The sequence below is a fragment of the Occultella aeris genome, from assembly GCF_902703175.1.
In the GTDB taxonomy this organism is placed as follows: Bacteria; Actinomycetota; Actinomycetes; order Actinomycetales; family Beutenbergiaceae; genus Occultella; species Occultella aeris.
Genome location: NZ_CACRYJ010000061.1, coordinates 43836 through 65757, shown reverse-complemented (window position 1 = coordinate 65757; position 21922 = coordinate 43836). Strand labels below are relative to the sequence as shown.

Below are 21922 nucleotides of genomic sequence, written 5' to 3'. Positions count from 1 at the left end.
CACGTACAGACCGTGCGCGAGGGTGTCGGCGCCCAGCGGAAACAGGCGGCAACAGGCGGCAACAGATAGGGCACCCAGGCTGGCCCGGCCTAGCCTCGGGGGAACGGCAGCGATGCCCCCACTCGAACGACTTCAGGAGACTCCAACGTGGTAGACAAGGTCAGACTTGGCATCATCGGGCTCGGTACCCAGGGCGGCATGTACGCCAAGATGATCGACGAGGGCCTGGTGCCCAACATGGTGATCGGTGCGATCACGGACCGTGACCCCGCCAAGCGCGAGTTCGCCCAGAGCACCTACGCGGATGTGCCGGTCTACGAGGACTACCTCGAGATGCTGGAGAGCGGCGACGTCGACGCCGTCGTCACCACCGTGCCGCACTTCCTGCACCCGGAGATGGGCATCGCCGCCCTGTCCCGCGGCATCCACGCGCTCGTGGAGAAGCCCGCCGGGGTCTACACCAAGCAGGTCAAGGAACTCAACGAGTTCGCCGCGACCAAGCCCGAGCTGACCTTCGGGATCATGTTCAACCAGCGCAACAACCCGCTCTACCAGCGCATCAAGGAGATCGTCGAGTCCGGCGAGATCGGCAAGATCCGCCGTACGAACTGGCTGATCACCACCTGGTGGCGTCCGCAGGGCTACTACGACCAGAGCGCCTGGCGCGCCACCTGGGGTGGCGAGGGCGGCGGCGTCCTGGTCAACCAGGTGCCCCACCAGCTCGACCTGTTGCAGTGGATCTGCGGGGTGCCCGAGTCGGTCTTCGCGAAGGTCGCGTACGGGTTCCGCCGCAACATCGCCGTCGAGGACGAGGTGACCGTGGTGCTCGACTACGGCGACGGCGCCACCGGGGTGCTCGTCACCGCGACCCACGACATCATCGGTACCGACCGGTTCGAGATCCTCGGCGACAAGGGCAAGATCATCGTCGACGACTCCAAGACGGCCACCGTGCACCGACTGGTCCGGGACGAGCGCGAGATCAGCGACACCATGTCCATGGAGGAGGTCAAGCAACTGTTCATGGGCAAGCAGGACACGGAGGCGCTGTACACGACCGAGACGATCGAGTACACGCGCCCCTGGGGCGCCCAGCACTCCGGGGTCCTGGAGAACTTCGCCGCGAACATCCTCGACGGGACCCCGCTCCTCGCGCCGGGCTCCGACGGCATCAACGGGGTCCGCCTGGCGAATGCGATCCACCTGTCCAGCTGGACGGGGCAGGAGGTCCCACTCGACCTCGACGAGGACCGCTACCTCGAGGAGCTGAACACGCGGATCCGCTCGGAGGGCAAGTTCCCCGAGCGCGTCTGATCCCGACCGGCTTCCTCGCCCCCGACCGGTGTCACGCCGGTCGGGGGCGAGTGCTGTGCGTCCAGCGGGATCACCAACGGGGCGGACGTGACCGGATCCTCGATCACGCGGCAGGGCAGGTCGAAGACGTCGCCGACGAGTTCCTCGGTCAAGACCGTGCGCGGCGGGCCACTGGTGACGACGGCGCCGTCCTTCATCACGATCAGGTGCGTGGCGAACCGGGCCGCCTGGTTCAGGTCATGCAGCACCGCGACGAGCGTGTACCCGCGGTCACGATTCAGTTCGCGGCACAGGCCGAGCAGGTCGTACTGGTGTGCGATGTCCAGGAATGTGGTGGGCTCGTCGAGGAGCAGCAGCGGGGTCTGCTGTGCGAGCACCATCGCGACCCAGACGCGTTGACGCTGACCGCCGGAGAGCTGGTCCACCAGCCGCCCGGACAGCTCCGTGACCCGGGTGGCGGCCATCGCTGCGATCACCGCGGCCTCGTCCTGCTCCGACCACCGCGTGAACATGCCCTGGTGCGGGTGCCTGCCGCGGGCGACCAGGTCCGCCACGGTGATGCCCTCGGGAGCGATCGAGGTCTGCGGCAGCAGACCCAGCCGGGTGGCGACGTCACGGGTGTGCAGCGTCGCGATGTCCTGGCCGTCCAACAGGACGCGACCCTGCTGCGGTGGCAGGAGTCGGGCCAGGGCCCGCAACAGGGTGGACTTGCCACACGCGTTCGGCCCGATGATCACGGTGAACGAACCGTCGGGGACCCCGACGCTCAGGTTGTCGCTGACGACGGTGCGGTCGTAGCCGACGCGGAGACCCTCCGCAGCGATCTGGGGCGGATTCGTAGATTCCTCGGTCACGGCTAGAGCCTTCCTCGGGTGCGGTACTCGCTGATCAGCAGCCATGCGAGGTAACTGCCGCCGACGGAGACGGTGATCACCCCGACCGGCAGGTCCACGCGCTGGGCGATGAGATCCGCGGCGACCAGGACCAGGGCGCCGGTCAGCGCGGCGGGCAACAGCTCCAGTCCGATGCCTCGAGTGAGCCGCCGGGCGATCTGTGGCGCCGCGAGCGCCACGAACGAGATCGGCCCGACGGCGGCGGTCACCACCGCGGTCAGGGCCACTCCCAGCACGGTCGCCAGGGCCCGGGACCGCTGAGCCCGGATGCCGAGCGCCCGTGCCGCGTCGTCGCCGATCTCGAGCTGTCGCAGCGGTGCCACGATCAGCGCGGCACCGAGGATGAGCAGCGTGCCGCTGATCGCGACCGGCCAGAGCTGGGCGTAGCCGAGGCCGTTCAGCGATCCCGCGCCCCAGACGGCGGCGAGCATCGCCTGTTCGGGGCTCACCGCGATCAGGAGCATCGAGTTGATCGATCCGAGGATCGCGCTGATGCCGATGCCGACGATGATCAGGCGGAACGCCTGGATGCCGCGCCGGTAGGCGAGCACGTACACCACGAATGCCACCACACAACCGCCGACGAGGGAACCGGCCGCGATGTTCAGGTACGTGGTCGAGCCGAGCCAGAGCATCACGACGATCGCGCCCGTGTAGGAACCGGTGGAGAAACCGATGATGTCCGGTGAGCCCAGCGGGTTCTTGGTCAAGGACTGGAAGATCGCGCCGCTCACGGCCAGCGCCGCACCGCACAGCACAGCCAGGAGGAGGCGCGGCAGGCGCCAGCCGACGACGGCCAGCCGTGCCTGCTCGTTCCCACCGGTGTCGGCCAGGGCGGCGAGAACCTCCATCGGGGACAGCGCGAGCGTGCCCACGCCGAGGCTGACCAACGCGAGTAGGAAGGTCGTCACGGCCAGGACCGTGCAGACGACCACCGCTCGTCGGCTCACCCGGGTGGACAGCCGGCGGCGCCGGAGCACCAGGGTGGGTCGGCCGAAGTCGACGCGCCCGTCCGCGCTGTCCGTGCGCACCGGCGCGGCAGCGTTCACAGGCCGCTCACCTGCTTCCGGCGCACGAGGGCGATGAGGACCGGGGCACCCAGCAGCGCGGTGACCAGGCCGACCCGCAGCTCGCCCGAGGGCAGGATGATCCGGCCGATGATATCTGAGGCGAGCAGGAGCACGGGGGCTACGACCACGGTCATGGCGATGATCCATCGTTGGTCCGGTCCCACGAACCAACGGACCACGTGTGGCACCATCAGCCCGACGAACCCGATGGGTCCCGCGACCGCCACGGCGGTGCCGGCCAGCAGGGTCACGGCGAGCACCACGACGACCCGGACGGCTCCGATCCGGACGCCGAACGCCGTGGCGAGGTCGTCGCCGAGGGCGAGGGCGTTCAGCGACCGGGCGCTCGCCGCGGCCAACAGGAGACCTGCGCCGATCAGCGGCAGGCAGTAGACGAGCGTCTCCATCGACCGTCCGCCGATCGAACCGACCCCCCAGAACCGCATCACGTCGAATGTCTGCGTGCTCTTCAGCGTCATCGCCGAGGTGAGCCCGCCGAGCACGGCGCTGAGTGCCACCCCCGCCAGGGTGAGTTTGACCGGGGTGGCACGTCCCGGACCGACGGAACCGATCAGATACACGAGCACGGTCACCGCGAGCGCCCCGGCGAGCGCGAACCAGACGAACTGGTGTGGTGCACGCAGGCCGAGGAAGGCGACGGCGAACGTGACCGCGAAGCTCGCCCCCGCGTTGACACCGAGGATGCCGGGGTCCGCGAGCGGGTTGCGAGTGAACGCCTGGATCAGGGCACCGCAGGTGCCCAGCGCCGGACCGACGACCAGCCCGACCAGGGTCCGCGGCAGGCGCAGGTCCCGGACCATCACGTGCTCGTCGGACCCGTCGAAGGCCACCAGCGCCTGCCACACGGTCGCGGGTGGGATGTCCCGGGCACCGACGGCCAGGCTCGCGACGCACGTCAGTGCGAGCACGGTGCACGCGGCGAGCAGCACCAGCGTCCGGCGTGAGTTGCTCCTGGCGAGACCGGCACCGGGCCCGCCGCCGCCGACGCAGGACGGGGCGCCGGGCACGACGGACGGGGCCGGTGCCCTCTCCGGGGCGGGTGGCGCTGACGGCGTCCGGGTGCTCACAGACCGGCCGACGCGTAGATGGCATGGACCTCGTCGATCATCTGCTCGGCGTCCAGGTCACCGTCGTAGAGGTCCTCGATCCGCTGCCGCACCCCGGCATCCAGGGACTCGTACCGCTGGGTCCACTCCTCGGCGCGATCCGTCCAGTAGCCCACCACCTTGTAACTGTCCGCGGGCAGGCCGAGGCCATGGCGCAGGTGCGTCCGGATCTCTCGGGTCGCTCGCGACTCGCCGGCCACCCAGACGTAGGTCCCGCCGTCGCAGGCCAGGGTCAACCGACGGGTCACTTCCGGCAAGTGGGTGGGTGCCACGCCGTTGCCCGAGCCGTACAGCCACGAGTAGGTGACGCCGTCCACGGCCGCCTCGAGGCGATGCTCGGGTGAGCGCACCTCGGCGACCACGTGCGTGCTCACCTCGCCGGCGGTGAGCTCGGCGACCCGCAGGGCGGCCGGCAGCGCCGGTTCGTCGGCGATGAGCACCTGGTGACGGGCGACCCGCGGCCGGTCGTAGAGCCCTCGCGGAGGATTGATGCCCACGGCCTGCCCGACCTGTGCGGCCAACGCCCAGTCGGCGGCGACGCCGCCGGGGTGGGCGACGAAGTCGATGTCCACCGCCCCTGGCCGATGGTCGCGGATCGTGTAGGTCCGCATCGCCGACGGCTCGACGCCCTCGGAGAAGTCCCAGCCCCGCTCCGTCACGAACGGCAGGCGCGGTTCCTCGTCCGGAGTGTCGGGAAAGAACACCCGCACGTACTCGTCGCCGATCCCGGTGGTGGGGTAGTCGGCCATGTCCGGTCCGCCGAGTCGGATCCGGATCATGCCCGGGCCGAGCCTGCGGACCTCCGTGACGACAGCGCGGTGGATCCGCGGAGACGGGGTCGTCACGAAACCGTGACTGCGCCGCCCGCGAGGGCGTCCGCCAGTTTGTCGACGAATCCATTGGCGAGGGCCCACTCGATCGAGAGCGGCGAGGGGCCGTTCGTGGCCATCGCGAGCGCCTCGTCCTCGAAGAAGAGGTAGTGTCCCGACGCGATCGGTGCCCACCGGGAGAACGTGGGGTGCTCGAGGGTGTAGGCGAGTTCCTCCGGCCCGGCCGACCACGCGAGGAACAGGTCAGCCTCGACCGTGTCCAGTTCCTCCAGGCTGACCCCGCCGTACCAGTTGCCGCCCTCCACCGAGTCGAGGACTGTCTGCATGGCCGGGGTGTCCACGAATCCGAGCTCGCGCAGGAGTCGGACGCGGGGGTCGTCCGGGATGTACAGCCCGAGCTCCGTGGCGCCGTCGCTGAGGGTGAGGCCGTAGACGAAACTCGCGCCGGCGAACTCCGGGTGCGCCTGCGTCGCGTCGTCGAGGAGCGTCTCGGTCTGCGCCACGAGCTCACCGGCGGCATCGGAACGGCCGAGCACCTCACCGACCATCACTGTGAGGTCCTGCCACGTGCTCGACCACGAGTTCTCGGGGTCGAGGTGGGCAACGGTCGGGGCGATCTCGGAGAGCCGGTCGTAGGAGACCTCGTCCACGCCCCAGACGGGAGCGATGATCACGTCCGGGGCGAGTGCCAGTACCTGCTCGAAGTCGAGCTCGCCGGAGTCGTCGTAGTTGAGGATCTCGGGCAGGGCGCCGCCGATCTCGTCCTCCACCTGGTCGCGGAACCACTCGCTGTAGCCCTCGTCGTCACCGCCCCAGGTCTCCGGCACACCGACCGGGACCACGCCGAGGGCCGCGACGATGTCATGGGTGCTCCAACCGAGAGTGACCACCCGCTCCGGCACCTCCTCGAGGGTGGTCTCGCCGAAGGCGTGCTCGATCGTGACCGGGAACGATCCGTCGTCCGCGGCCCCCGCCGTCGCGGCGTCGTCGTCGGACGCGGCGTCGGAGCCGCCGCCACACGCGGTGAGGGTGAGTGCCGTGGCGATCACGGTGGCCACGATCGCCGGGAGGCGCCGGCGGTGGCCGCGCACGTTGTTGGTCGTCATCTGTCGTTCTCCTCCGGGCACGCGCGTCGGTCACGCGTGATGGGTGTGGGGGCGCGCCGAGGCACCCCGGAGCAGACCGCGCGCCGAGGGGCCGCGGTGGCGTCGAGACGGTGCGGGAGCCGTGGACCACGGGCGACGCCGTCAATGTTGCTTAGCCTTGCCTAACTCACCGCAGCATACGCACGCTCGACGTCGCATGGCGGACACGCAGTATCGAGCGATGGTCACTCTCTGTCAGCAACACCGCCTCGAGCGACTCCGACCGGTGGGTGCTCAGGACGCGTGCGGGAGCTCGCCGCCCCGGCTCAGGAATTCGGACGGGGTGACGCCGACCGCCCGGCGGAACGCCGCGCTGAAGGCGCTCGTGGTCGCGTAGCCGACGCGGTGCGCGACCGCGCTCACGGGGTGCCCATCGGTGAGCAGTGCCGAGGCGGCGGACATCCGCACCACGGTGCGCCACTGCGAGAAGGACATGCCCAGTTCCTGAGCGAACGCCCGGGAGATCGTCCGCACGCTCACCGCATGCCGCCAGGCCAAGTCCTCGATCGAGGAGTCGTCGCTCGGGTCGTCGATGATCGCTGCCGCCAGCTCGCTGATCCGTGGATCCTGGGGAAGCGGCACACTCGACGGCCGCGCCGGTGCTCCGGAGAGCAGATCCGTGATCACCCGCTGGGCCCGCAGTCGCTGCATCATCGGCATCGGCGTGTCAGCGAGGTGCAGGAGCATCTCGCGCAGCGCTGTGTTCACCGCTACGGGGCGGGTGCCGGGCCAGCCCGGATCGAACCCCTGCCCGGCGAAGTAGGTGCAGCAGAACACCGCCGTCGGGTCGGCGCTGACCAGGTGCGGCGTGAGCCGCGGCACCCAGAGCCCGTCACCCGGGCGCAACTGCCAGAGCGTCTCCTCCTGCACGCGCACCGACACGGCGCCGCGGTGGGGCCAGACGAGCATGTCCTCCGGGTGCCGGTGCGGGGTCGCGCCGCCGGCGCCGGTGCCGTCCACGACCGCGGTGGTGAGCAGGTAGGGCTCCGGGATCCCGCCAGGGAGCACGGGAGACTCGGGTACGTCGACAGGCACGGGGGCTCCAGTCCGATCGGCGCGGCCGGCGGGGCGGTCGCGAAGGCAGGTTGTCCGGCGCGCGACACGAGTTGGCATGCGCACGACACCGAAGAGGTAAGGCTCACCTTAGTGTGCGAACCATGAGGAGTTCGGATTCCGTCGCCGCCCCTGCTGCCGAGGCCCGGGCCGTTCGGTCCGCGCCGTCCGCCCCGGAGCCTGTGGTGGCCCCGATGCGCCGGGCACTGACCGGGTCGGGTCGGGGCCCGCGACTCGCGCTGGCCACGCTTGCCGCGATCGGGCACGAGGCCGGCGAGGCGGGGGTGCCGATCCTGATCGGCGTGATCGTCGACCGGGCCATCGTCACCGGAGACCCCGGTCAGCTCCTCCTCTGGGTCGGCGTCCTGGCCGTCGACTTCCTGATCCTGTCCTTCACCTACCGGTGGTCAGCCCGGATGATGGTGACGATCTACGGCCATGCCGAGAACGACCTGCGCAATGTCACGCTCCAACGTGTGCTGCACCCGCGCGGGCTGCGGACGCGGCGCAGCGTCGGGGATCTGCTGTCGGTCACGACCTCGGACACCTACCGGGTGGCCGGGGTGTCCTGGTCGGTGGTCCAGCAGGCTGCCACCGCGACGGCCATCGTGGTCGCGGCGCTGGCCCTGCTGCGGATCTCGCCCGGGCTCGGACTCGCCGTACTGGGCGGGACGGCGGTGGTCCTGCTCGCGATGCACGCCGTGTCCCGGCCACTTGAGGCACGCGGGCTGGCGGAGCAGCGCGCCGCCGGCAGAGCAAGCGCCGTGGCCGCGGACCTCGTGGCTGGGTTGCGAGTGCTGCACGGCATCCGTGGTCAGGAGGCGGCGGCTCGGCGTTATCGGGTGGCCAGCGCGGACGCGCGTTCGGGGGCGGTCCGGGCGGCGCTGGCGATGCTGCGCTACACGGGCGCGAGTTCGTTGCTTGCCGCCGGATTCCTCGCGCTGCTCACCCTCGGTGCCGGCTCCCTCGCGCTGCGGGGTCGGATCACCATCGGGGAGCTGGTCACCGTGGTCGGCCTGGCCCAGTACCTGCAGGGGGCGTTGGGCCACGTGGGCACGTTCGCGGCGAACTGGATGCACAAGAGGGCCTCCGCGCGGCGCCTGCTGGAGGTGCTCGGCGACCACCACGCGGTGCCCGGACCTGAGGCCGCGTCCGAGGCGCAAGATCGCCCCGTCGCCGGTGACGAACCGACCGCGGTCGGTCGCGCCGGGGCGCCGGCGTTGCGGTTGGACTGGCCGGACGAGGGAATCGACGTCGAGGTCGGCCCGGGGGAACTCGTCGGCCTCGTACCCGCTGGCCCCGCCCACGCCCGCCGGCTCGCGGACCGGCTCGCCCTCCGGGTGCCGGGTGGCCCGGGGGAGATCCGGGTTTCCGGGGAGGACGCCCTCGATCTGGGGCCGCGTGCCTACCGTGGGAGGGTCCTGGCCGTTCCGCATGATGCCCGCCTGTTCTCCGGGACGCTTGCCGAGAACCTGTTCGGCGCCCCGCTCGCGACCCCGGCCGTGATCGCGGCGACCGCCCTCGAGGACGTGCTGGTCCATGCCGGCGGCTGGGACGGCCCGGTGGGGGAGGCCGGACGACGCCTCTCCGGAGGCCAGCGCCAGCGCCTCGCCCTGGCCCGATCACTCGCCTCGGACGCTCAGGTCATCGTCCTGGACGAGCCGGTCAGCGCCGTCGACCCGGCCACCGAGTTGCGGATCGCCACCGGGCTGCGCGAGCACCCGGCCGCCGTGCTCGTGATCACGGGCAGCCCGTTGCTGCTGTCCGGCTGCCACCGGGTGGTCCACGCGAACCGTGGCTCCGGTTCGCCGGAGGTCGACCGATGACAGGCTCACCCACCCCGCAGCGTTTCCCGGTGGCCACCACAGGGCAGACCTGGCGTGCCCTCGCGGCCCTGACTCGCGGCCGTCGGGGCCGCGGCGTGCTCGCGATCATCCTGCTGCTGGGCGGTTCCGGCTCCGCCCTGTTCGTGCCGCGGCTGCTCGGCGTGGGCGTCGACCAGGTGGCCACCGGGCGACCCTGGACCGACCTCGCCGGGACGGCGGGGCTGCTGTTCGGGGTGGGCGTGGCCACCGCCGCGCTCGGTTATCTCGGCGGCACGGTGCTGGTGCGGGTGATCCAGGACGTGATCGCCGACCTGCGCGAGGACGTCGTCGCAGTGGTCCTGGACCAGCCGGTCTCCCGGGCCGAGGCCGCGGGATCCTCTGACGTGGTCTCGCGCGTCACCCGGGACGTCGAGGCGGTGACCGAGGCCGCCGACGGCGTGCTGCCCGCGGTGGTCGGCGCGGCGTTCACGATCCTGCTCTCCGTTGCCGGGATCGCGGTGATCGACCCGCGGCTCGCGCTCGCAGCGGGGCTCGCGGTGCCGTTCCAGTGGTACGGCACCCGCCGGTTCGTGCGGGCCTCGCGCGCGGTCTACACCGCGCTGCGGGTCGCGGAGGCCGAGCGCGGTCAGGCGATCATCGAGACGGTGGCAGGGGCCGAGACGGTACGCGCCCACGGGGTCGAGCGGGAGCGCCTGGCGCAGGTGCACGAGCGCGGCCTGGTGGCGATCGACCTCGGTGTCACCGCGGCCCGGCTACGGACGCGGTTCTTCGGGTGGCTGAACCTCGCCGAGTTCGTCGGGCTCACCGGGATCATCGTGGTCGGTTTCCAGCTGGTCGATCACCGGGTGGTCACCGTCGGAGCCGCGACGGCGGCCGCCCTGTACTTCCATCGGCTGTTCGCGCCGATCGGGGAGTTGCTGACCAGCCTCGACGACCTGCAGCGAGCAGGGGTCGGCCTGGCCAGGCTGGTCGGCGTCGCGGGCCTGCGCCCGAACACGCCGAGTCCGGTGGATCCGGCCGGGATCGAAGCACCGTGCCCGCCACCACCGCACACCGAACGAGCGAGGACCGCGCCACGGCACGGCGAGGCCTTCGGCGCCGAACCGGACGGCACCGTGCGTCTGCGTGACGTGCAGTTCTCCTACGGCCCCGGGCGTCGGGCGGTCGACGGTGTCGGCCTTCAGATCGCCGACGGCGAGCTGGTCGCCCTGGTCGGGGCGAGCGGCTCCGGGAAGAGCACCCTGGCGCGGCTGATCAGCGGCGAGCTGATTCCGGACGGCGGCGAGGTCCTCGTCGGCGGCGCGCGGGCGGTGGACCGGCGCCGCTCACCCATCGTCGCCCTCGTCACCCAGGAGGTGCACGTCTTCGAGGCCAGCGTCGCGGACAACCTCCGGCTCGGCGCCCCGGACGCGAGCGAGGCGCAGTTGTGGGCTGCGCTGCGTGCCGTGCACGCCGACTTCGTGTCGGATCTGCCCGACGGGCTCGACACGTTGCTCGGCGCCCACGGCCTGGACCTGGACGCCGGCACGGCCCAGCACCTGGCGTTGGCGCGGGTGGTCCTGATGGATCCACGGGTCGTGGTGCTGGACGAAGCGACGGCGGAGGGCGGTGGGGCGGACCCCGAACTCCTGACCCGTGCAATGGCGGCCGCCACCGCCGGCCGAACCGGTGTCGTTGTCGCGCACCGGCTCTCGCAGGCGCGGTCGGCCGACCGCGTGGTGGTCCTGCGCGACGGCGCGCTCGCCGAGACCGGCAGTCATGAGGAGTTGATGGCGATGCGCGGGGAGTACGCGCGGTTGTGGGCGGCCTGGTCCTCGGCCAGACCCGGGTGCCCTCGCGCTCGCCATCCGGATGACCGCGCCGCAGGTCCGCGCGCTCGCCCACGGGTGCCCGGGTAGATTTGCCCGCATGTGCCCGTGCCCCAGCCGCCGCCAGGTCCTGCTCGCCTCCGGAGGCGGGGTGACGCTGGTGGGTCTGGCCGCGTGCAGCGCGCAGCCCGAGGTCGAGGAGCCGACGGCGGGGGAGACCCTGGTCCCGCTCGCGGATGTTCCGGTGGGCGGTTCGCTCGTCGTCACCACGGCCGACGGCGTGGAGCTGGTCGTCGCGCAGCCGACCGAGGGCGAGGTGGTCGCGTTCAGCGCGATCTGCACCCATCAGGGCTGCAGCGTGCGGGTGCGTGAGGAACTGCTGTACTGCCCGTGCCACGGGTCGGAGTTCGAGCAACTCACCGGCGAGGTCGTCTCCGGGCCGGCCGACGAGCCGCTGCCCGAGGTCGCGGTGCAGGTTCAGGAGGGCAACGTCGTCACCGCCTAGGTGGACCCGGTCCACCGGTGGGCTCACTCGGTCGGAGCCGGCTCAGTCCTGGAACGCCGACCGGGGCACCAGCAGCAGACACAGTGCGGCCACGAACGCGGTGGCTGCGCACACGGCCCACACGGTGAGGTAGCCGGACAGCGACGCGTGCCCGGCCGCGGGTCCCTCGAGGGACCCGGTCGAGGCAAGTGCGATCGCGAACACCGCGGACGCGATCGCTCCGCCCAGCGTCTTCGTCGCGTTCGTCATCCCGGTCGCGAACCCGGTGCGCTCGGGTGGTGCCGCGGCGGCCGCCGCGGCCGGGAGGGAGGCGACCAGGGCGCCGGAGCCGAGGCCGGCCACCATCATGTTCGCCATCGTCTGCCAGGTGGTGTCATGGAACGGCAGGAAGAGTGCGTAACCCGCGCCGACCAGCAGCGCCGCGACCACGAGCGATCGGCGCGGCCCGACCAACCTCGCGAGCACCGGCACGAGCAGCGCCCCGCCCGCCATGGAGATCACGTACAGCCCCACGAGTGTGGAGACGAATCCGGCGCTCGCACCCAGGCCGAACCCCGCCGTCGCCGGGTCCGTGCGGGCGAACGTGGACAGGGGGATCTGCGCCCCGAGCACGGACATCCCGAAGAGGAACGCCGTCAGCTGGACCGGCCACTGCGCCGGCTGCATCAGCACCCGGACGTCGATGAGCGGCTCGGCCCGGACGCGTTCGATCCGCACGAACGGGACCACCAGCACGAGCCCCGCGAGGATCAGCGCCCACGCCGGAAGGCTCGCGGGTCCCTGCAGCCGGATCGTGATCAGCCCGGCCATGACGAGTCCGATGACCGCGGTGATCATGCCCAGCCCGGGCCAGTCGATGCCGCCGGTGGAGGTCCCCGAGACGTTCTCGACGCCGAACCAGATCACGGCGAAGCAGGCGGTGACGGCGATGGCCGGCAGCATCAGCAGCACCGTCATCGAGGTCGCGGCGACCAGCGCCCCGGAGGTCAGCGCCCCGATGATCACCCCGATCTCCAGCCCGGCCACCAGGAAGCCGGAGGCACGCCGTGTGAGCCGGGCCTGCTGGCCGCTCGCCGCCGTGCGTCGGTGGATGATCGCGACCTCCAGCGGCAGCCACACCACGTAGGCGCCCTGCAGTGCCCAGCCGATCAGGAACGTGGAGAAGGTGGGGGAGAACGCGAGCATCCAGGACCCGAGTGCCGTGATCGCGGTCGCGAGCAGCAGCACCTTTCGGTGCCCGATCACATCGCCGAGCCGGGCCAGCAGCGGCACGCAGAGCGCCGACACGATCAGTTGCGCGGCCTCGAACCAGTTGACGTCGGCGTCCTGGATACCCAGGTGCACGGCGATGTCGGAGAAGATCGGGGTATAGAAGCCCTGGAGGATCCCGGAGGCGATCTCCACGCAGATGAGGAAGCCGACGACGGCCCACAGGCCATGCTTCAGGCTGACGCCGGCCACCGGCGACGTGGTGACCGGCCCGGCGGAGGGAGGCGGCGTCGTCGACGTGGTCCGGTCCTCCATCAGGCGACCCGTTCGATCAGGTCGGTGTAGAAGCCGATGCCGTCGAGGAAGTCGCGCACGCCGATCCGTTCGTCATAGGCATGGACCGAGGCGCGCTGCTCCTTGCTCATCCGGAACGGGGCGAAGCGGTACACCCGTGGGCAGATGGTCGTGAAGAACCGGGCGTCGGTGCCACCCATCATGACGTACGGCGTGGGGACGGCGTCCGGGTGGGAGTCGGCGATCACCGCCTCGATCAGCCGGAACGCGTCGTCGTCCCACGGTGACACCGGCGACGGTTCGTTCGCGTCGCCGACGGTGATCCGCACGCGGTCGTCCCCGATCACCCGGCGGATCCGCTCGACCGTTCCGGCCACCGTGTCACCGACCATGATGCGCAGGTTGACACCGGCGCGGGCCACCGAGGCCAGCACGTTGTGCCCGGGTGAGCCGGAGAGGGTGGTGACCACCGCCGTCGTCCGGGTCATGGCGGCCGACTCCGGGCCCGCCACCTGCAGCGCCCTGGTGATCGCCCCACCGAACCGCCCGGTGCGGGACAGGACCGGGCGCATCGCGGGCGCCGCGTGCGGCGCGAGACGGGTGAGCATCTCGATGGTGGGGGCGGGCAGCGACCCGGGGAAGGTGAAGTTGTCCAGCCGCACGATCGCCCGGGCCAGACGGGCGACGGCGTCCCCGCGAGCCGGCGTGGACGAGTGGCCGCCACGGCCGGCCACGGTGAGTTCGATGGTGGTGGTGCCCTTCTCGGCGACCCCGATGACGGCGAGCGGCTTGGCGACGCCCGGGAACGCGCGGGCCGCGACGGCGCCACCCTCGTCGAGCACGAACCAGGGCCGCACGCCGGTGGTCCGCAGGTGCTCGACGGCGGCCGACGCGGCCGCACCGGACACCTCCTCGCCGTTGCCGAAGCTGAGCCAGATGTCCTGGGCCGGCGTGACGCCGCGCGCCAACAGCCGCTCCACGGCGAGGCACAGCGCGGTCAGGGAGCCCTTGTCGTCGAGCGTGCCGCGGCCCCAGATCTCACCGTCGGCGATCTCCGCGGAGAACGCCGGGTGCCGCCACGGGTCGGCGGTCTCGACGCCGACGACGTCCAGGTGTGCCATCAGCACGACGGGTCGCTCGCTCGACGCGCCACGCCAGTGGAACAGCATCGCCGTGCCCTCGAGCAGGGTCAGGTCCAGCCGTGCGTGCATCAACGGGAAACGGCGGGCGTGCTCGGCGAGGAACTCCGTGAAGGGTGCCCCGGTGGAGGGTTCGCCGGCCACCGAGACGGTCGGGATCCGGACCAGGGCCACCAGAGCGGCCACGGCGTCGTCGTCGGTGGGGGAGGCCGGGGTGACGTCGTTGCTCACCCGCAGAGGGTACGCCGGTCAGGGCGCCTCCGACGGCGCGTTCGCCTCGAGGAACGCGTACACCTCGGCGTCGTCCACCCCCGGGAACGTCCCCGAGGGCAGCGGCGCGAGGATCTGCGCGTGCAGTGCCGCGCTCGGCCACGAGTGCTCCTGCCACCGCCGGCTCAGGTCGGTGGCCGGACGCCGGCAGCAGGACTCGTCAGGGCAGGTGGAGGCCGCCCGCCGGGTGGTCTCACGGCCACGGAACCACTTCGCGTGGTTGAACGGCACCCCCACGGTGATGGAGAACTCGCCGGCGTCGGAGCGGCCGGTCTGAGTCGAACACCAGAACGTGCCGGCCGGGGTGTCGGTGTACTGGTGGAACTCGGTGGTGCGGGTGCGTCGTTCGAACGCGGCCCGGGCCGCCCAGTGCCGGCACACGTACTGGCCCTCGATCGCGCCGTGCACGTCCGCGGGCAGGCCGGCACCGTCGTTCTCGTACCCCTTGTACAGGGCGCCGTCGTCGGAGACCCGCAGGAAGTGCAGCGGCAGGTCCAGGTGCGAGGTGGCCAGGTTGGTGAAGCGCAGCGCGGCCGCCTCATGCGTGACCCCGAACGCGTCACGGAAGTCCTCGATCGCCAGGTCCCGACTCCGCTTGCGTTCGGAGAGATAGTCGACGGCGGCGCTGCGGGGGATCAGGCAGGTGGCGGCGAAGTAGGTGATCTCCAAGCGCTGCCGGAGGAAGTCCGCATAGCTCACCGGCCGGACATGCCCGAGCACCCGGTGCGCGATCGCCTGCAGGGCAAGGGACCGCAGCCCGTGCCCGCCGGGGATGGACGCCGGCGGCAGGTAGATCCGCCCGTTCGCGAGGTCCGTCACGGTGCGGGTCGAGTGGGGCAGGTCCGGCACATGGATCAGCTCGAAGCCGAGAGTCCGGGCCATCTCCGAGACCGTGCTGTGGGTCAGCGCGCCGGAGGTGTACCCGGCCCGGCGGATCAGGTCCTCGCCCAGTTCCTCGATCTCGGGCAGGTAGTTGTCCCGGGTCCGCATGATCATGCGGATCTCGGTGTTCGCCCGGCGAGCCTCCTCCGGGGTGGCGATCGCCTCGGTGGCCCGCCTGGCCAGCTCGGTGTGCAGCGCGACCAGGGACTCGAGCACGTTCAGCGGCGTGTTCCGTCCGGGCCGGACCGGGGCGACGCCCAGCCCGGCGTACAGGGAGCTTCGCTGCGCCCGGTCGAGCGCGATCTCGAGCTCGGCCCGGCGGTCCGGTGGTGGCCCGGGTTCCAGGAGTTCCGCCACGCTGACCCCGAGCGCGGCAGCGATGGCGGTGATCAGCGACAGCCGCGGCTCCCGGTTGCCGTTCTCGACGTGGGAGAGCTGGCTCGTGGTGGAGTCCACCCGGCGCGCGAGTTCGGAGAGGGTGAGGCCCTGCCGGTTGCGGAAGTGCCGGATCCGGCGGCCGAGGGTGAGGCCGTCCGGGGCGGTCGTGGCGGCGTCGGCCACAGGATCTCCCGGGAGCGGGATCACCGGCACGGTCAGGGCCGGCCGAGGTGGCTGCTCACTCGTGTGGCGCATGAGTTGACCATAAGGCAACTTCGGCGAAAGTTGCATGAGAATGCTCCCGAGAATCGCCGACGAGTCGCGTCAGTGTGGAGTCACACCCCTCCCGGCAGCGACGAAAGGTCACCCCCGATGTTCCTCTCCGCCATCGACGAGTCCGAGGCAGACGTCCTCGACGTCCCGATCCTGCTCGGCGCCGAACGGCCGACCCGCCGGCTCTCGGCCGGTAGCACCGTGCCCGCGGCCCGACCCGGGCCGCTCGCCGAGGTGACCGCCTGGGTCGACCGGATCGCTGCGCTGACCCAGCCCGAGGACGTGCAGTGGTGTGACGGGTCCGAGGCGGAGAACGACCGGATCATCGAGACGCTGGTGCGAGCCGGCACGCTGATCAGACTCAACCCGGAGCTACGCCCGAACTCCTACCTGGCCCGGTCCGCCCCCTCCGACGTGGCGCGCGTGGAGTCCGCGACCTACATCTGTTCCGAGCGGGAGGTCGACGCCGGACCAACGAACAACTGGATGGCCCCAACGCAGATGCGTGAGGTCCTCGACGGCGTGTTCGCCGGCAGCATGCGCGGACGCACGATGTACGTGGTGCCGTTCTCCATGGGTCCGGTCGGCGGTCCGATCTCCCAGGTCGGCATCGAGATCACGGACTCGCCGTACGTCGTCGCCAGCATGCGGATCATGACGCGGGTGGGCACGGCGGCGCTGAACGAGATCGCGGCCGGGTCGTCCTGGGTGCCCGCGGTGCACTCGGTCGGCATGCCGCTGGTCGGCGCCGAGGGCGAGGCGATCCCCGACGTGCCGTGGCCGTGCAGCGACACGAAGTACATCACCCACTTCCCCGAGACCCGGGAGATCTGGTCGTTCGGCTCGGGATACGGCGGGAACGCCCTGCTCGGGAAGAAGTGCTACGCGCTGCGGATCGCGTCGGCCATCGCCCGCGACGAGGGCTGGCTCGCCGAGCACATGCTGTTGATCCGTCTCGCCGACGACTCGGGCCGTGCCTTCCATGTGGCCGCCGCATTCCCGAGCGCCTGCGGCAAGACGAACCTGGCGATGCTGCGGCCGTCCATTCCCGGCTGGACGGTGACCACCCTCGGCGACGACATCGTCTGGATGCGGCCCGGGCCGGACGGTCGGCTCCGGGCGATCAACCCGGAGGCGGGCTTCTTCGGCGTAGCCCCCGGCACCGGGATCACCACGAACCCGACGGCGATCGAGACCCTCGCCCACGACGTCATCTTCACGAACGTCGCGCTGACCGACGACGGCGACGTCTGGTGGGAGGGGCTCACGCCGGACGCGCCGGAGCACCTGATCGACTGGCAGGGCCGTGACTGGACCCCCGACGTCGGCGCGGCGCACGGGCGGCCCGCCGCGCACCCGAACTCACGGTTCACGGTGGCCGCGGACCAGTGCCCGGTGATCGACGAGCACTGGGACGATCCGGACGGCGTCCCGGTCGACGCGATCCTGTTCGGCGGGCGTCGCGCCAGCAACGTGCCGCTGGTGATGCAGTCGCAGGACTGGGCGCATGGGGTCTTCTACGGCGCCACGGTGTCCTCCGAGCAGACCGCGGCGGCCGAGGGCACCGTCGGGCAGCTGCGCCGGGACCCGTTCGCCATGCTTCCGTTCTGCGGCTACAACATGGCCGACCACTGGGGCCACTGGCTGCGGATGGGGGAGCTCCTCGGTGCGGACGCGCCGAAGATCTTCGCCGTGAACTGGTTCCGCAAGGGCGCCGACGGGACGTTCCTGTGGCCCGGGTTCTCGGAGAACTCCCGGGTCCTGGACTGGGTCCTGCGTCGCGTCGCCGGCGAGGTCTCCGGCCGGCCGAGCCAGTTGGGGAGGCTACCGGCCGAGGGCGAGCTGAACCTCGCCGGGCTCGACCTGCCCGACGGCGCACTGGCGGCACTGCTCGACGTCGACGCCCGGGCGTGGCTCGCCGAGGCGGACCTCACCGAGGACTACTTCGAGCAGTTCGGGGACCGGCTACCGCCGGCCATGTCGGCTCAGCTGGCCGCGTTGCGGGAGCGGCTCACCCGCTCGGCCGCGGGCTCCGCGCCCGCACGGGCGGCCGCGACGTCCTGAGGGACGTGACACACGCCGTCGGGCCCGCACCAGCCGACCGCCTCGAGATCCGGCAGCCCGGGGATCGCGGCGAGGCCGATCGGGCCCGCCGGCGTCACGGGACCAGGTGCCCCGCTCGGCCGGACCTCGTTCGACGAGGCCTCGCCGAACACTGCGTCACTCAACGCCGGCTCCCTCGCGGGCCTCGTCGGCGGCCACGTGCTCGAGCACCTGGGTGAACGTCTCTGGGCTCTGCGCCCCGGACACGCCGTACTTGCCGTCGATGACGAAGAAGGGCACGCCGGAGATCCCGAGGGCGAGGGCCCGGTCGAGGTCGGCCTGGACGTCGTCGGCGTAGGTCTGTGACTCGAGCGCGGCGAGCAGGTCGGCCCGGTCCAGCCCGACGTCGGCACCGAGGTCCGCCAGTTCCTCGGCGCGGCCGAGGTGGCGACCCTGCTCGAAGTACGCGGCGAACAACCGCTCCAGGAGCTCATGCTGCTTGCCGTTGGCCTTCGCGAAATGGAGGGCCTGGTGGGCGAGCAGGGTGTTGGTGTGGCGGAGCGTGTCGAAGTCGTAGCTCAGGCCGACCTCGGCGGCGATCGAGGTCACCCGGTCGAGCATCTGCTGCACCTGACCGGCAGGCATCCCCTTGTGGGTGGCGAGGAAGTCCACCTCGCTGCCCTCGAAGTCGACCGGGGTGTCCGGCGCGAGCTCGAACGAGTGGTAGCGCACCTCCACCTCGCCGTCGTAGGCGCGGCGCCCCTCCTCGAACTTCCGCTTGCCGATGTAGCACCACGGGCAGGCGATGTCGGACCAGATGTCCACGGTCAGGGTCGGCTTGGTCATATGGGTGGCAACAGGCCTGCCCCGCAGAGCATTCCCGCCGTCAGCGCTCCTGGCCGATGCCCCAGTCCCGCCCGCCCAACGGCGTCGAGGTGACGGCGGTCAGCACGAACGCGGAATCCTCCAGCGCGCGGACGCCATGACGGGCCTGGGGGATCGAGATGACGCCGCCGGCGGCCACCTCGTCCTCGGCGTCGGCGCTCCAGAGCACGATCCGCCCGGTGAGCACCTGCAGGCTCGCGGCAGGTGGAGCATTGTGCTCGGCAAGTTCGGAACCGGCGACGATCGCGACCATCGTCTGGCGCAGCGGCCCGTCGTGGACGAACAGGTGCGCGCTGCGTCCGTGTGGGGACGCAGCGGCGAGGGCAAGGTGTTCGCGGGCCAGACCGTCCAGATCCGTGACTCCTGCGCGGACCTCGTGGCTGGTCATGGTCGCTCCTTCGCGTGACGGCGGTGTGGTGCTGTCCGACCCATCCTGCCTGACGGCGTCGCCCCGCGACAGTGGATCAGCCGAGTCGCGCGTAGTGCGCGCTCAGGACAGGGAAGTACTCGGACCAGACGGGCATCGGCGCGCCGGTCCGGGACGCGACCAAGCGGTCCAGGTAGAAGTCCCAGCCGGGGCCGATACTTGTGATGTCCTGGCCCTGGTCCAGCAGCTGGGAGAACTCGAGCGTGGTGACGCCGTCGACCTCGCGCAGGTCGGCCTCGAGGTGCCAGACGCCCGCCTCGCTGGCGAACTCGACCTGGAGCCGGGTCGGTGCCTGGCACTCGAGGATCGCGACATCCTCCGGCTCGGCGCTCTCCTCGGCGGTCATCGTGAAGGAGACGGACCCACCCTCGCGGGCGTCCCCGGTCCAGGTGCCGATCCACGCGGCGGTGCCCTCGGAGGTGGTCAGCGTGGACCAGATCTCGGTGATCGGTGCCTCGAAGGTGCGCTCGAAGACGAGTTCGAGGCCGCTGCTGTCCTCCCGCAGGTAGCCGGTGGCGCTGACGTCGCTCACGGGTTCTCCTCTTCGATCGTGCCGGGGTGCTCGCTGCACCCGACGGCGGGCGATCCGTGCCTGACCGTACTGAGCGGTGGTTGCCGGGCACAAGGCCGGGCCGGCCAGGACCCTGCTGGTGACGCGGGGTCGGATCGGGAGATCGGAGGGCCGACGGGCAGGACTGCCCACCCGCCTCCCGGGGGCCGGCCGCGTTTGGGCCTAGGGTGACTGATCGTGGGCGACGGATGCCCGCGACCGACCACGCACTCCCGAGGGGTTACCAGACACATGAGCCAGTACCAGCCACCGCAGTCGCCGCAGGGTGTCCCCGGCCAGCAGTACGGCACACAGCAGAACCCGGGGGGCGAGTACGGGCAGGCGAGTCAGGCGCCGGGCTCCTACGGTCAGGCCAGCCAGGCGGCCTACGACCAGGCGGGCCAGGCGGCCTACGGCCAAGCGAGCCAGGCACCCGGCCAGGCGGATCAGTACGGCCAGGCCGGTGGCTACGGCCAGCAGCCCGGCCAGCCGCAGCAGCCGGGTCAGGCCCAGCCCGGCCCGTACGGCCAGGCCGGCTTCGGCGGCCAGTACGGCGGCGCCCCCTACCCGACGGCGCCCGGTGGCCCCGGACTCTTCGACACCGAGTTCGCGACGCCTTCGACGCTGAAGACGGCGAAGCTCGCCTACGTCGCGATCATCGTCCTCGCCGCAGTGCTCGCCGTGGGCGGTGTGTTCGCCGCCATCCGGCACTTCATCCTGGTTGCCAGCGCGTACGGCGGCGGCGCGGTGAGCCTGCTCGACGGGCTCGGCGCCCTGATCACGGGGCCGGCCCTCGGGTTCGTGGTGCTGACCGTCGGGCGCCTGTTCGTCGACTACTTCGTGCAGCAGACCAAGGCACTCGACTCCAAGGACTGAGCTCCCGGTCGACCGGCCCGGACGCGACGCGTCCGGGCCGTCGCACGCCCGGGCGCGCCTGCGAACGGTCGGCGAGCAAACGGAGCCGCCTGCAAACGGCGGGCACCGATGGCGTGCGCCCTGACCGGTCCGGCCCGCCACCTCCTCAGCGGCGCGCGGGCGCCAGCGGATCCGCCCCGCTGCTCAGGATCGCCGCCGTCAGCGCGGCCACCGGGGCGACCGGCGCTTGTGGGTTCGCGACCAACGTCAGATCGACGTCGCCCAGCGCCGGCAGCCCCGAGGCTGCCGGCGGGATCGAGAGATCCTGCGGGATCAGGCTCTGCGCCAGTGGGGTGACGCCGAGGCCGGCCCGCACCGCGGCGAGCACGCCGTTGATCTCCCGCGTGGTGCAGGTCACCCGCCAGGTGCGTCCCGCATCCTCGAGCGCGCGGACCGCGGTGAGCCGGCTCAGGCTCGGGTTCGGATAGGTGATCAGCGGCACCACGTCGCCCGGGTCGATCCTCGTGCTCGGCAGGCCCGCCCAGACCAACCGGTCCCGCCGCACCAGCTGGCCCTCGGTCTCGCCCGGGTTCTCCTTGATGAACACCAGGTCCAGGTGCCCGGCGAGCAGCCGGCGGTGGAGCAGTCCGGACTGGGCCACCGTCAGCTCGAGGCTGATCTGCGGGTGGAGCTGACGGAAGTCCCGCAGGATCCGGGGCAGCTGGGTGAGCGCCAGATCGTCCGCCGCGCCGAACCGGAGCCGCCCGCTCATCGCCGAACCTGTGAAATACGCCACGGCCTGGTCGTGGGCCGCGAGAATGGTGCGGGCAAAGCCGGCCATCGCCTCGCCGTTGTCGGTCAGGGTGACCGCCCGGGTGTCCCGCAGCACGAGCGAACGGCCCGCGGCCCGCTCCAGTCTGCCGACGTGCTGGCTCACCGTCGGCTGGGAGATGCCCAGCCGCTCGGCCGTCCGGGTGAAGCTCAACGTGTCGCTCAGTACCAGGAAGGTACGCAGCAGGGTGGGATCGAACAAAGGCCGCACCTCGTCGTCGTAACGATTCGATCATGTCGTCGCAGTCATTGCGATTGGCAATGGCACTTATAGGATGTATGGCTTCGACTTATGGGTCAAGCCTGCCTAGGCTT

Annotated in this window: 19 protein-coding genes; 6 read left to right on the top strand and 13 right to left on the bottom strand. The window is 71.5% G+C overall.

Annotation, left to right across the window (positions count from 1 at the left end; genetic code table 11):
* Positions 1-147 precede the first annotated feature (147 nt).
* Positions 148-1314 (top strand): Gfo/Idh/MocA family protein, encoded by a 1167-nt coding sequence (locus tag HALOF300_RS21675; RefSeq protein WP_156742980.1) that lies wholly within the window; start codon positions 148-150, stop codon positions 1312-1314.
* Here the strand turns inward: HALOF300_RS21675 and HALOF300_RS21670 are convergent.
* The 6 genes from HALOF300_RS21670 to HALOF300_RS21645 all read right to left on the bottom strand — a co-directional run bounded on the left by HALOF300_RS21670 (position 1254) and on the right by HALOF300_RS21645 (position 7414).
* Positions 1254-2213: an ABC transporter ATP-binding protein gene (locus HALOF300_RS21670; protein WP_156742979.1), complete on the bottom strand. Its 960-nt coding sequence runs from the start codon at positions 2211-2213 to the stop codon at positions 1254-1256. The genes HALOF300_RS21675 and HALOF300_RS21670 overlap by 61 nt on opposite strands.
* Positions 2171-3256: a FecCD family ABC transporter permease gene (locus tag HALOF300_RS21665; RefSeq protein ID WP_231955681.1), complete on the bottom strand. Its 1086-nt coding sequence runs from the start codon at positions 3254-3256 to the stop codon at positions 2171-2173. The genes HALOF300_RS21670 and HALOF300_RS21665 overlap by 43 nt, the downstream gene beginning before the upstream one ends.
* Positions 3253-4305 (bottom strand): iron chelate uptake ABC transporter family permease subunit, encoded by a 1053-nt coding sequence (locus tag HALOF300_RS21660; protein ID WP_197522752.1) that lies wholly within the window; start codon positions 4303-4305, stop codon positions 3253-3255. The genes HALOF300_RS21665 and HALOF300_RS21660 overlap by 4 nt, the downstream gene beginning before the upstream one ends.
* Positions 4306-4361: 56 nt before the next feature.
* Entirely contained in the window at positions 4362-5249 is an 888-nt protein-coding gene (locus HALOF300_RS21655) for a siderophore-interacting protein (RefSeq protein ID WP_231955679.1), read from the bottom strand.
* Complete coding sequence (locus HALOF300_RS21650; protein WP_156742977.1) at positions 5246-6340, bottom strand: iron-siderophore ABC transporter substrate-binding protein; 1095 nt, start codon at positions 6338-6340, stop codon at positions 5246-5248. Before HALOF300_RS21650 ends, HALOF300_RS21655 begins: the two co-directional genes overlap by 4 nt.
* Positions 6341-6613: 273 nt before the next feature.
* Positions 6614-7414: a helix-turn-helix transcriptional regulator gene (locus tag HALOF300_RS21645; RefSeq protein WP_197522751.1), complete on the bottom strand. Its 801-nt coding sequence runs from the start codon at positions 7412-7414 to the stop codon at positions 6614-6616.
* Between the two features lie 122 nt (positions 7415-7536).
* Between HALOF300_RS21645 and HALOF300_RS21640 the strand changes: the two genes are divergently transcribed.
* Genes HALOF300_RS21640 through HALOF300_RS21630 form a run of 3 tightly spaced genes read left to right on the top strand, consistent with a single transcriptional unit; the run spans position 7537 to position 11571 of the window.
* Positions 7537-9258 carry an ABC transporter transmembrane domain-containing protein gene (locus HALOF300_RS21640; protein WP_156742975.1) on the top strand — a complete coding sequence of 574 codons (1722 nt, stop codon included), beginning with the start codon at positions 7537-7539 and terminating at the stop codon, positions 9256-9258.
* A 29-nt stretch (positions 9259-9287) separates the two neighbouring features.
* Positions 9288-11156 (top strand): ABC transporter ATP-binding protein, encoded by a 1869-nt coding sequence (locus HALOF300_RS21635; RefSeq protein WP_197522750.1) that lies wholly within the window; start codon positions 9288-9290, stop codon positions 11154-11156.
* A 10-nt stretch (positions 11157-11166) separates the two neighbouring features.
* A complete protein-coding gene (locus HALOF300_RS21630) occupies positions 11167-11571 on the top strand; it encodes a QcrA and Rieske domain-containing protein (RefSeq protein WP_197522749.1) in 405 nt (134 codons plus the stop codon).
* 42 nt (positions 11572-11613) lie between these two features.
* On the opposite strand, the gene HALOF300_RS21625 is transcribed toward HALOF300_RS21630, so the two are convergent.
* From HALOF300_RS21625 to HALOF300_RS21615, 3 genes are read right to left on the bottom strand one after another with little or no spacing between them, the layout of a single operon-like run.
* Positions 11614-13095 (bottom strand): MFS transporter, encoded by a 1482-nt coding sequence (locus tag HALOF300_RS21625; protein ID WP_156742972.1) that lies wholly within the window; start codon positions 13093-13095, stop codon positions 11614-11616.
* On the bottom strand, positions 13095-14444 hold the full coding sequence (locus HALOF300_RS21620) for a M20/M25/M40 family metallo-hydrolase (RefSeq protein ID WP_156742971.1): 1350 nt from the start codon (positions 14442-14444) through the stop codon (positions 13095-13097). The genes HALOF300_RS21625 and HALOF300_RS21620 overlap by 1 nt, the downstream gene beginning before the upstream one ends.
* Positions 14445-14462: 18 nt before the next feature.
* The gene (locus HALOF300_RS21615; protein ID WP_156742970.1) at positions 14463-15998 is read right to left on the bottom strand and encodes a helix-turn-helix domain-containing protein; all 1536 of its coding nucleotides are present in this window, start codon (positions 15996-15998) and stop codon (positions 14463-14465) included.
* A 117-nt stretch (positions 15999-16115) separates the two neighbouring features.
* On the opposite strand from HALOF300_RS21615, the gene HALOF300_RS21610 reads away from it, so the two are divergent.
* Positions 16116-18080, top strand: coding sequence for a phosphoenolpyruvate carboxykinase (GTP) (locus tag HALOF300_RS21610; RefSeq protein WP_156742969.1), 1965 nt, complete (start codon positions 16116-16118; stop codon positions 18078-18080).
* Positions 18081-18236: 156 nt separating this feature from the next.
* Here HALOF300_RS21610 and HALOF300_RS21605 read toward each other — a convergent pair whose 3' ends face one another.
* The 3 genes from HALOF300_RS21605 to HALOF300_RS21595 form a co-directional block, all read right to left on the bottom strand.
* Positions 18237-18905, bottom strand: coding sequence for a DsbA family oxidoreductase (locus HALOF300_RS21605; protein WP_156742968.1), 669 nt, complete (start codon positions 18903-18905; stop codon positions 18237-18239).
* A gap of 40 nt (positions 18906-18945) precedes the next feature.
* A complete protein-coding gene (locus HALOF300_RS21600) occupies positions 18946-19332 on the bottom strand; it encodes a cupin domain-containing protein (RefSeq protein WP_156742967.1) in 387 nt (128 codons plus the stop codon).
* Positions 19333-19408: 76 nt separating this feature from the next.
* Positions 19409-19903: an SRPBCC family protein gene (locus HALOF300_RS21595; RefSeq protein WP_197522748.1), complete on the bottom strand. Its 495-nt coding sequence runs from the start codon at positions 19901-19903 to the stop codon at positions 19409-19411.
* A gap of 270 nt (positions 19904-20173) precedes the next feature.
* Between HALOF300_RS21595 and HALOF300_RS21590 the strand changes: the two genes are divergently transcribed.
* Positions 20174-20797 carry a hypothetical protein gene (locus tag HALOF300_RS21590; RefSeq protein ID WP_156742965.1) on the top strand — a complete coding sequence of 208 codons (624 nt, stop codon included), beginning with the start codon at positions 20174-20176 and terminating at the stop codon, positions 20795-20797.
* Positions 20798-20942: 145 nt separating this feature from the next.
* On the opposite strand, the gene HALOF300_RS21585 is transcribed toward HALOF300_RS21590, so the two are convergent.
* Complete coding sequence (locus tag HALOF300_RS21585) at positions 20943-21809, bottom strand: LysR substrate-binding domain-containing protein (protein ID WP_156742964.1); 867 nt, start codon at positions 21807-21809, stop codon at positions 20943-20945.
* Between the last annotated feature and the right edge of the window lie 113 nt (positions 21810-21922).

Excerpts from the sequence above, each read along its gene's own strand:
- HALOF300_RS21630 (WP_197522749.1), top strand. The coding sequence starts at position 11,167 with ATGTGCCCGTGCCCCAGCCGCCGCCAGGTCCTGCTCGCCTCCGGAGGC.
- HALOF300_RS21590 (WP_156742965.1), top strand. The coding sequence starts at position 20,174 with ATGAGCCAGTACCAGCCACCGCAGTCGCCGCAGGGTGTCCCCGGCCAG.
- HALOF300_RS21625 (WP_156742972.1), bottom strand. The coding sequence starts at position 13,095 with ATGGAGGACCGGACCACGTCGACGACGCCGCCTCCCTCCGCCGGGCCG.
- HALOF300_RS21605 (WP_156742968.1), bottom strand. The coding sequence starts at position 18,905 with ATGACCAAGCCGACCCTGACCGTGGACATCTGGTCCGACATCGCCTGC.
- HALOF300_RS21610 (WP_156742969.1), top strand. The coding sequence starts at position 16,116 with ATGTTCCTCTCCGCCATCGACGAGTCCGAGGCAGACGTCCTCGACGTC.
- HALOF300_RS21670 (WP_156742979.1), bottom strand. The coding sequence starts at position 2,213 with ATGGCTGCTGATCAGCGAGTACCGCACCCGAGGAAGGCTCTAGCCGTG.
- HALOF300_RS21600 (WP_156742967.1), bottom strand. The coding sequence starts at position 19,332 with ATGACCAGCCACGAGGTCCGCGCAGGAGTCACGGATCTGGACGGTCTG.
- HALOF300_RS21615 (WP_156742970.1), bottom strand. The coding sequence starts at position 15,998 with ATGCGCCACACGAGTGAGCAGCCACCTCGGCCGGCCCTGACCGTGCCG.
- HALOF300_RS21650 (WP_156742977.1), bottom strand. The coding sequence starts at position 6,340 with ATGACGACCAACAACGTGCGCGGCCACCGCCGGCGCCTCCCGGCGATC.
- HALOF300_RS21640 (WP_156742975.1), top strand. The coding sequence starts at position 7,537 with ATGAGGAGTTCGGATTCCGTCGCCGCCCCTGCTGCCGAGGCCCGGGCC.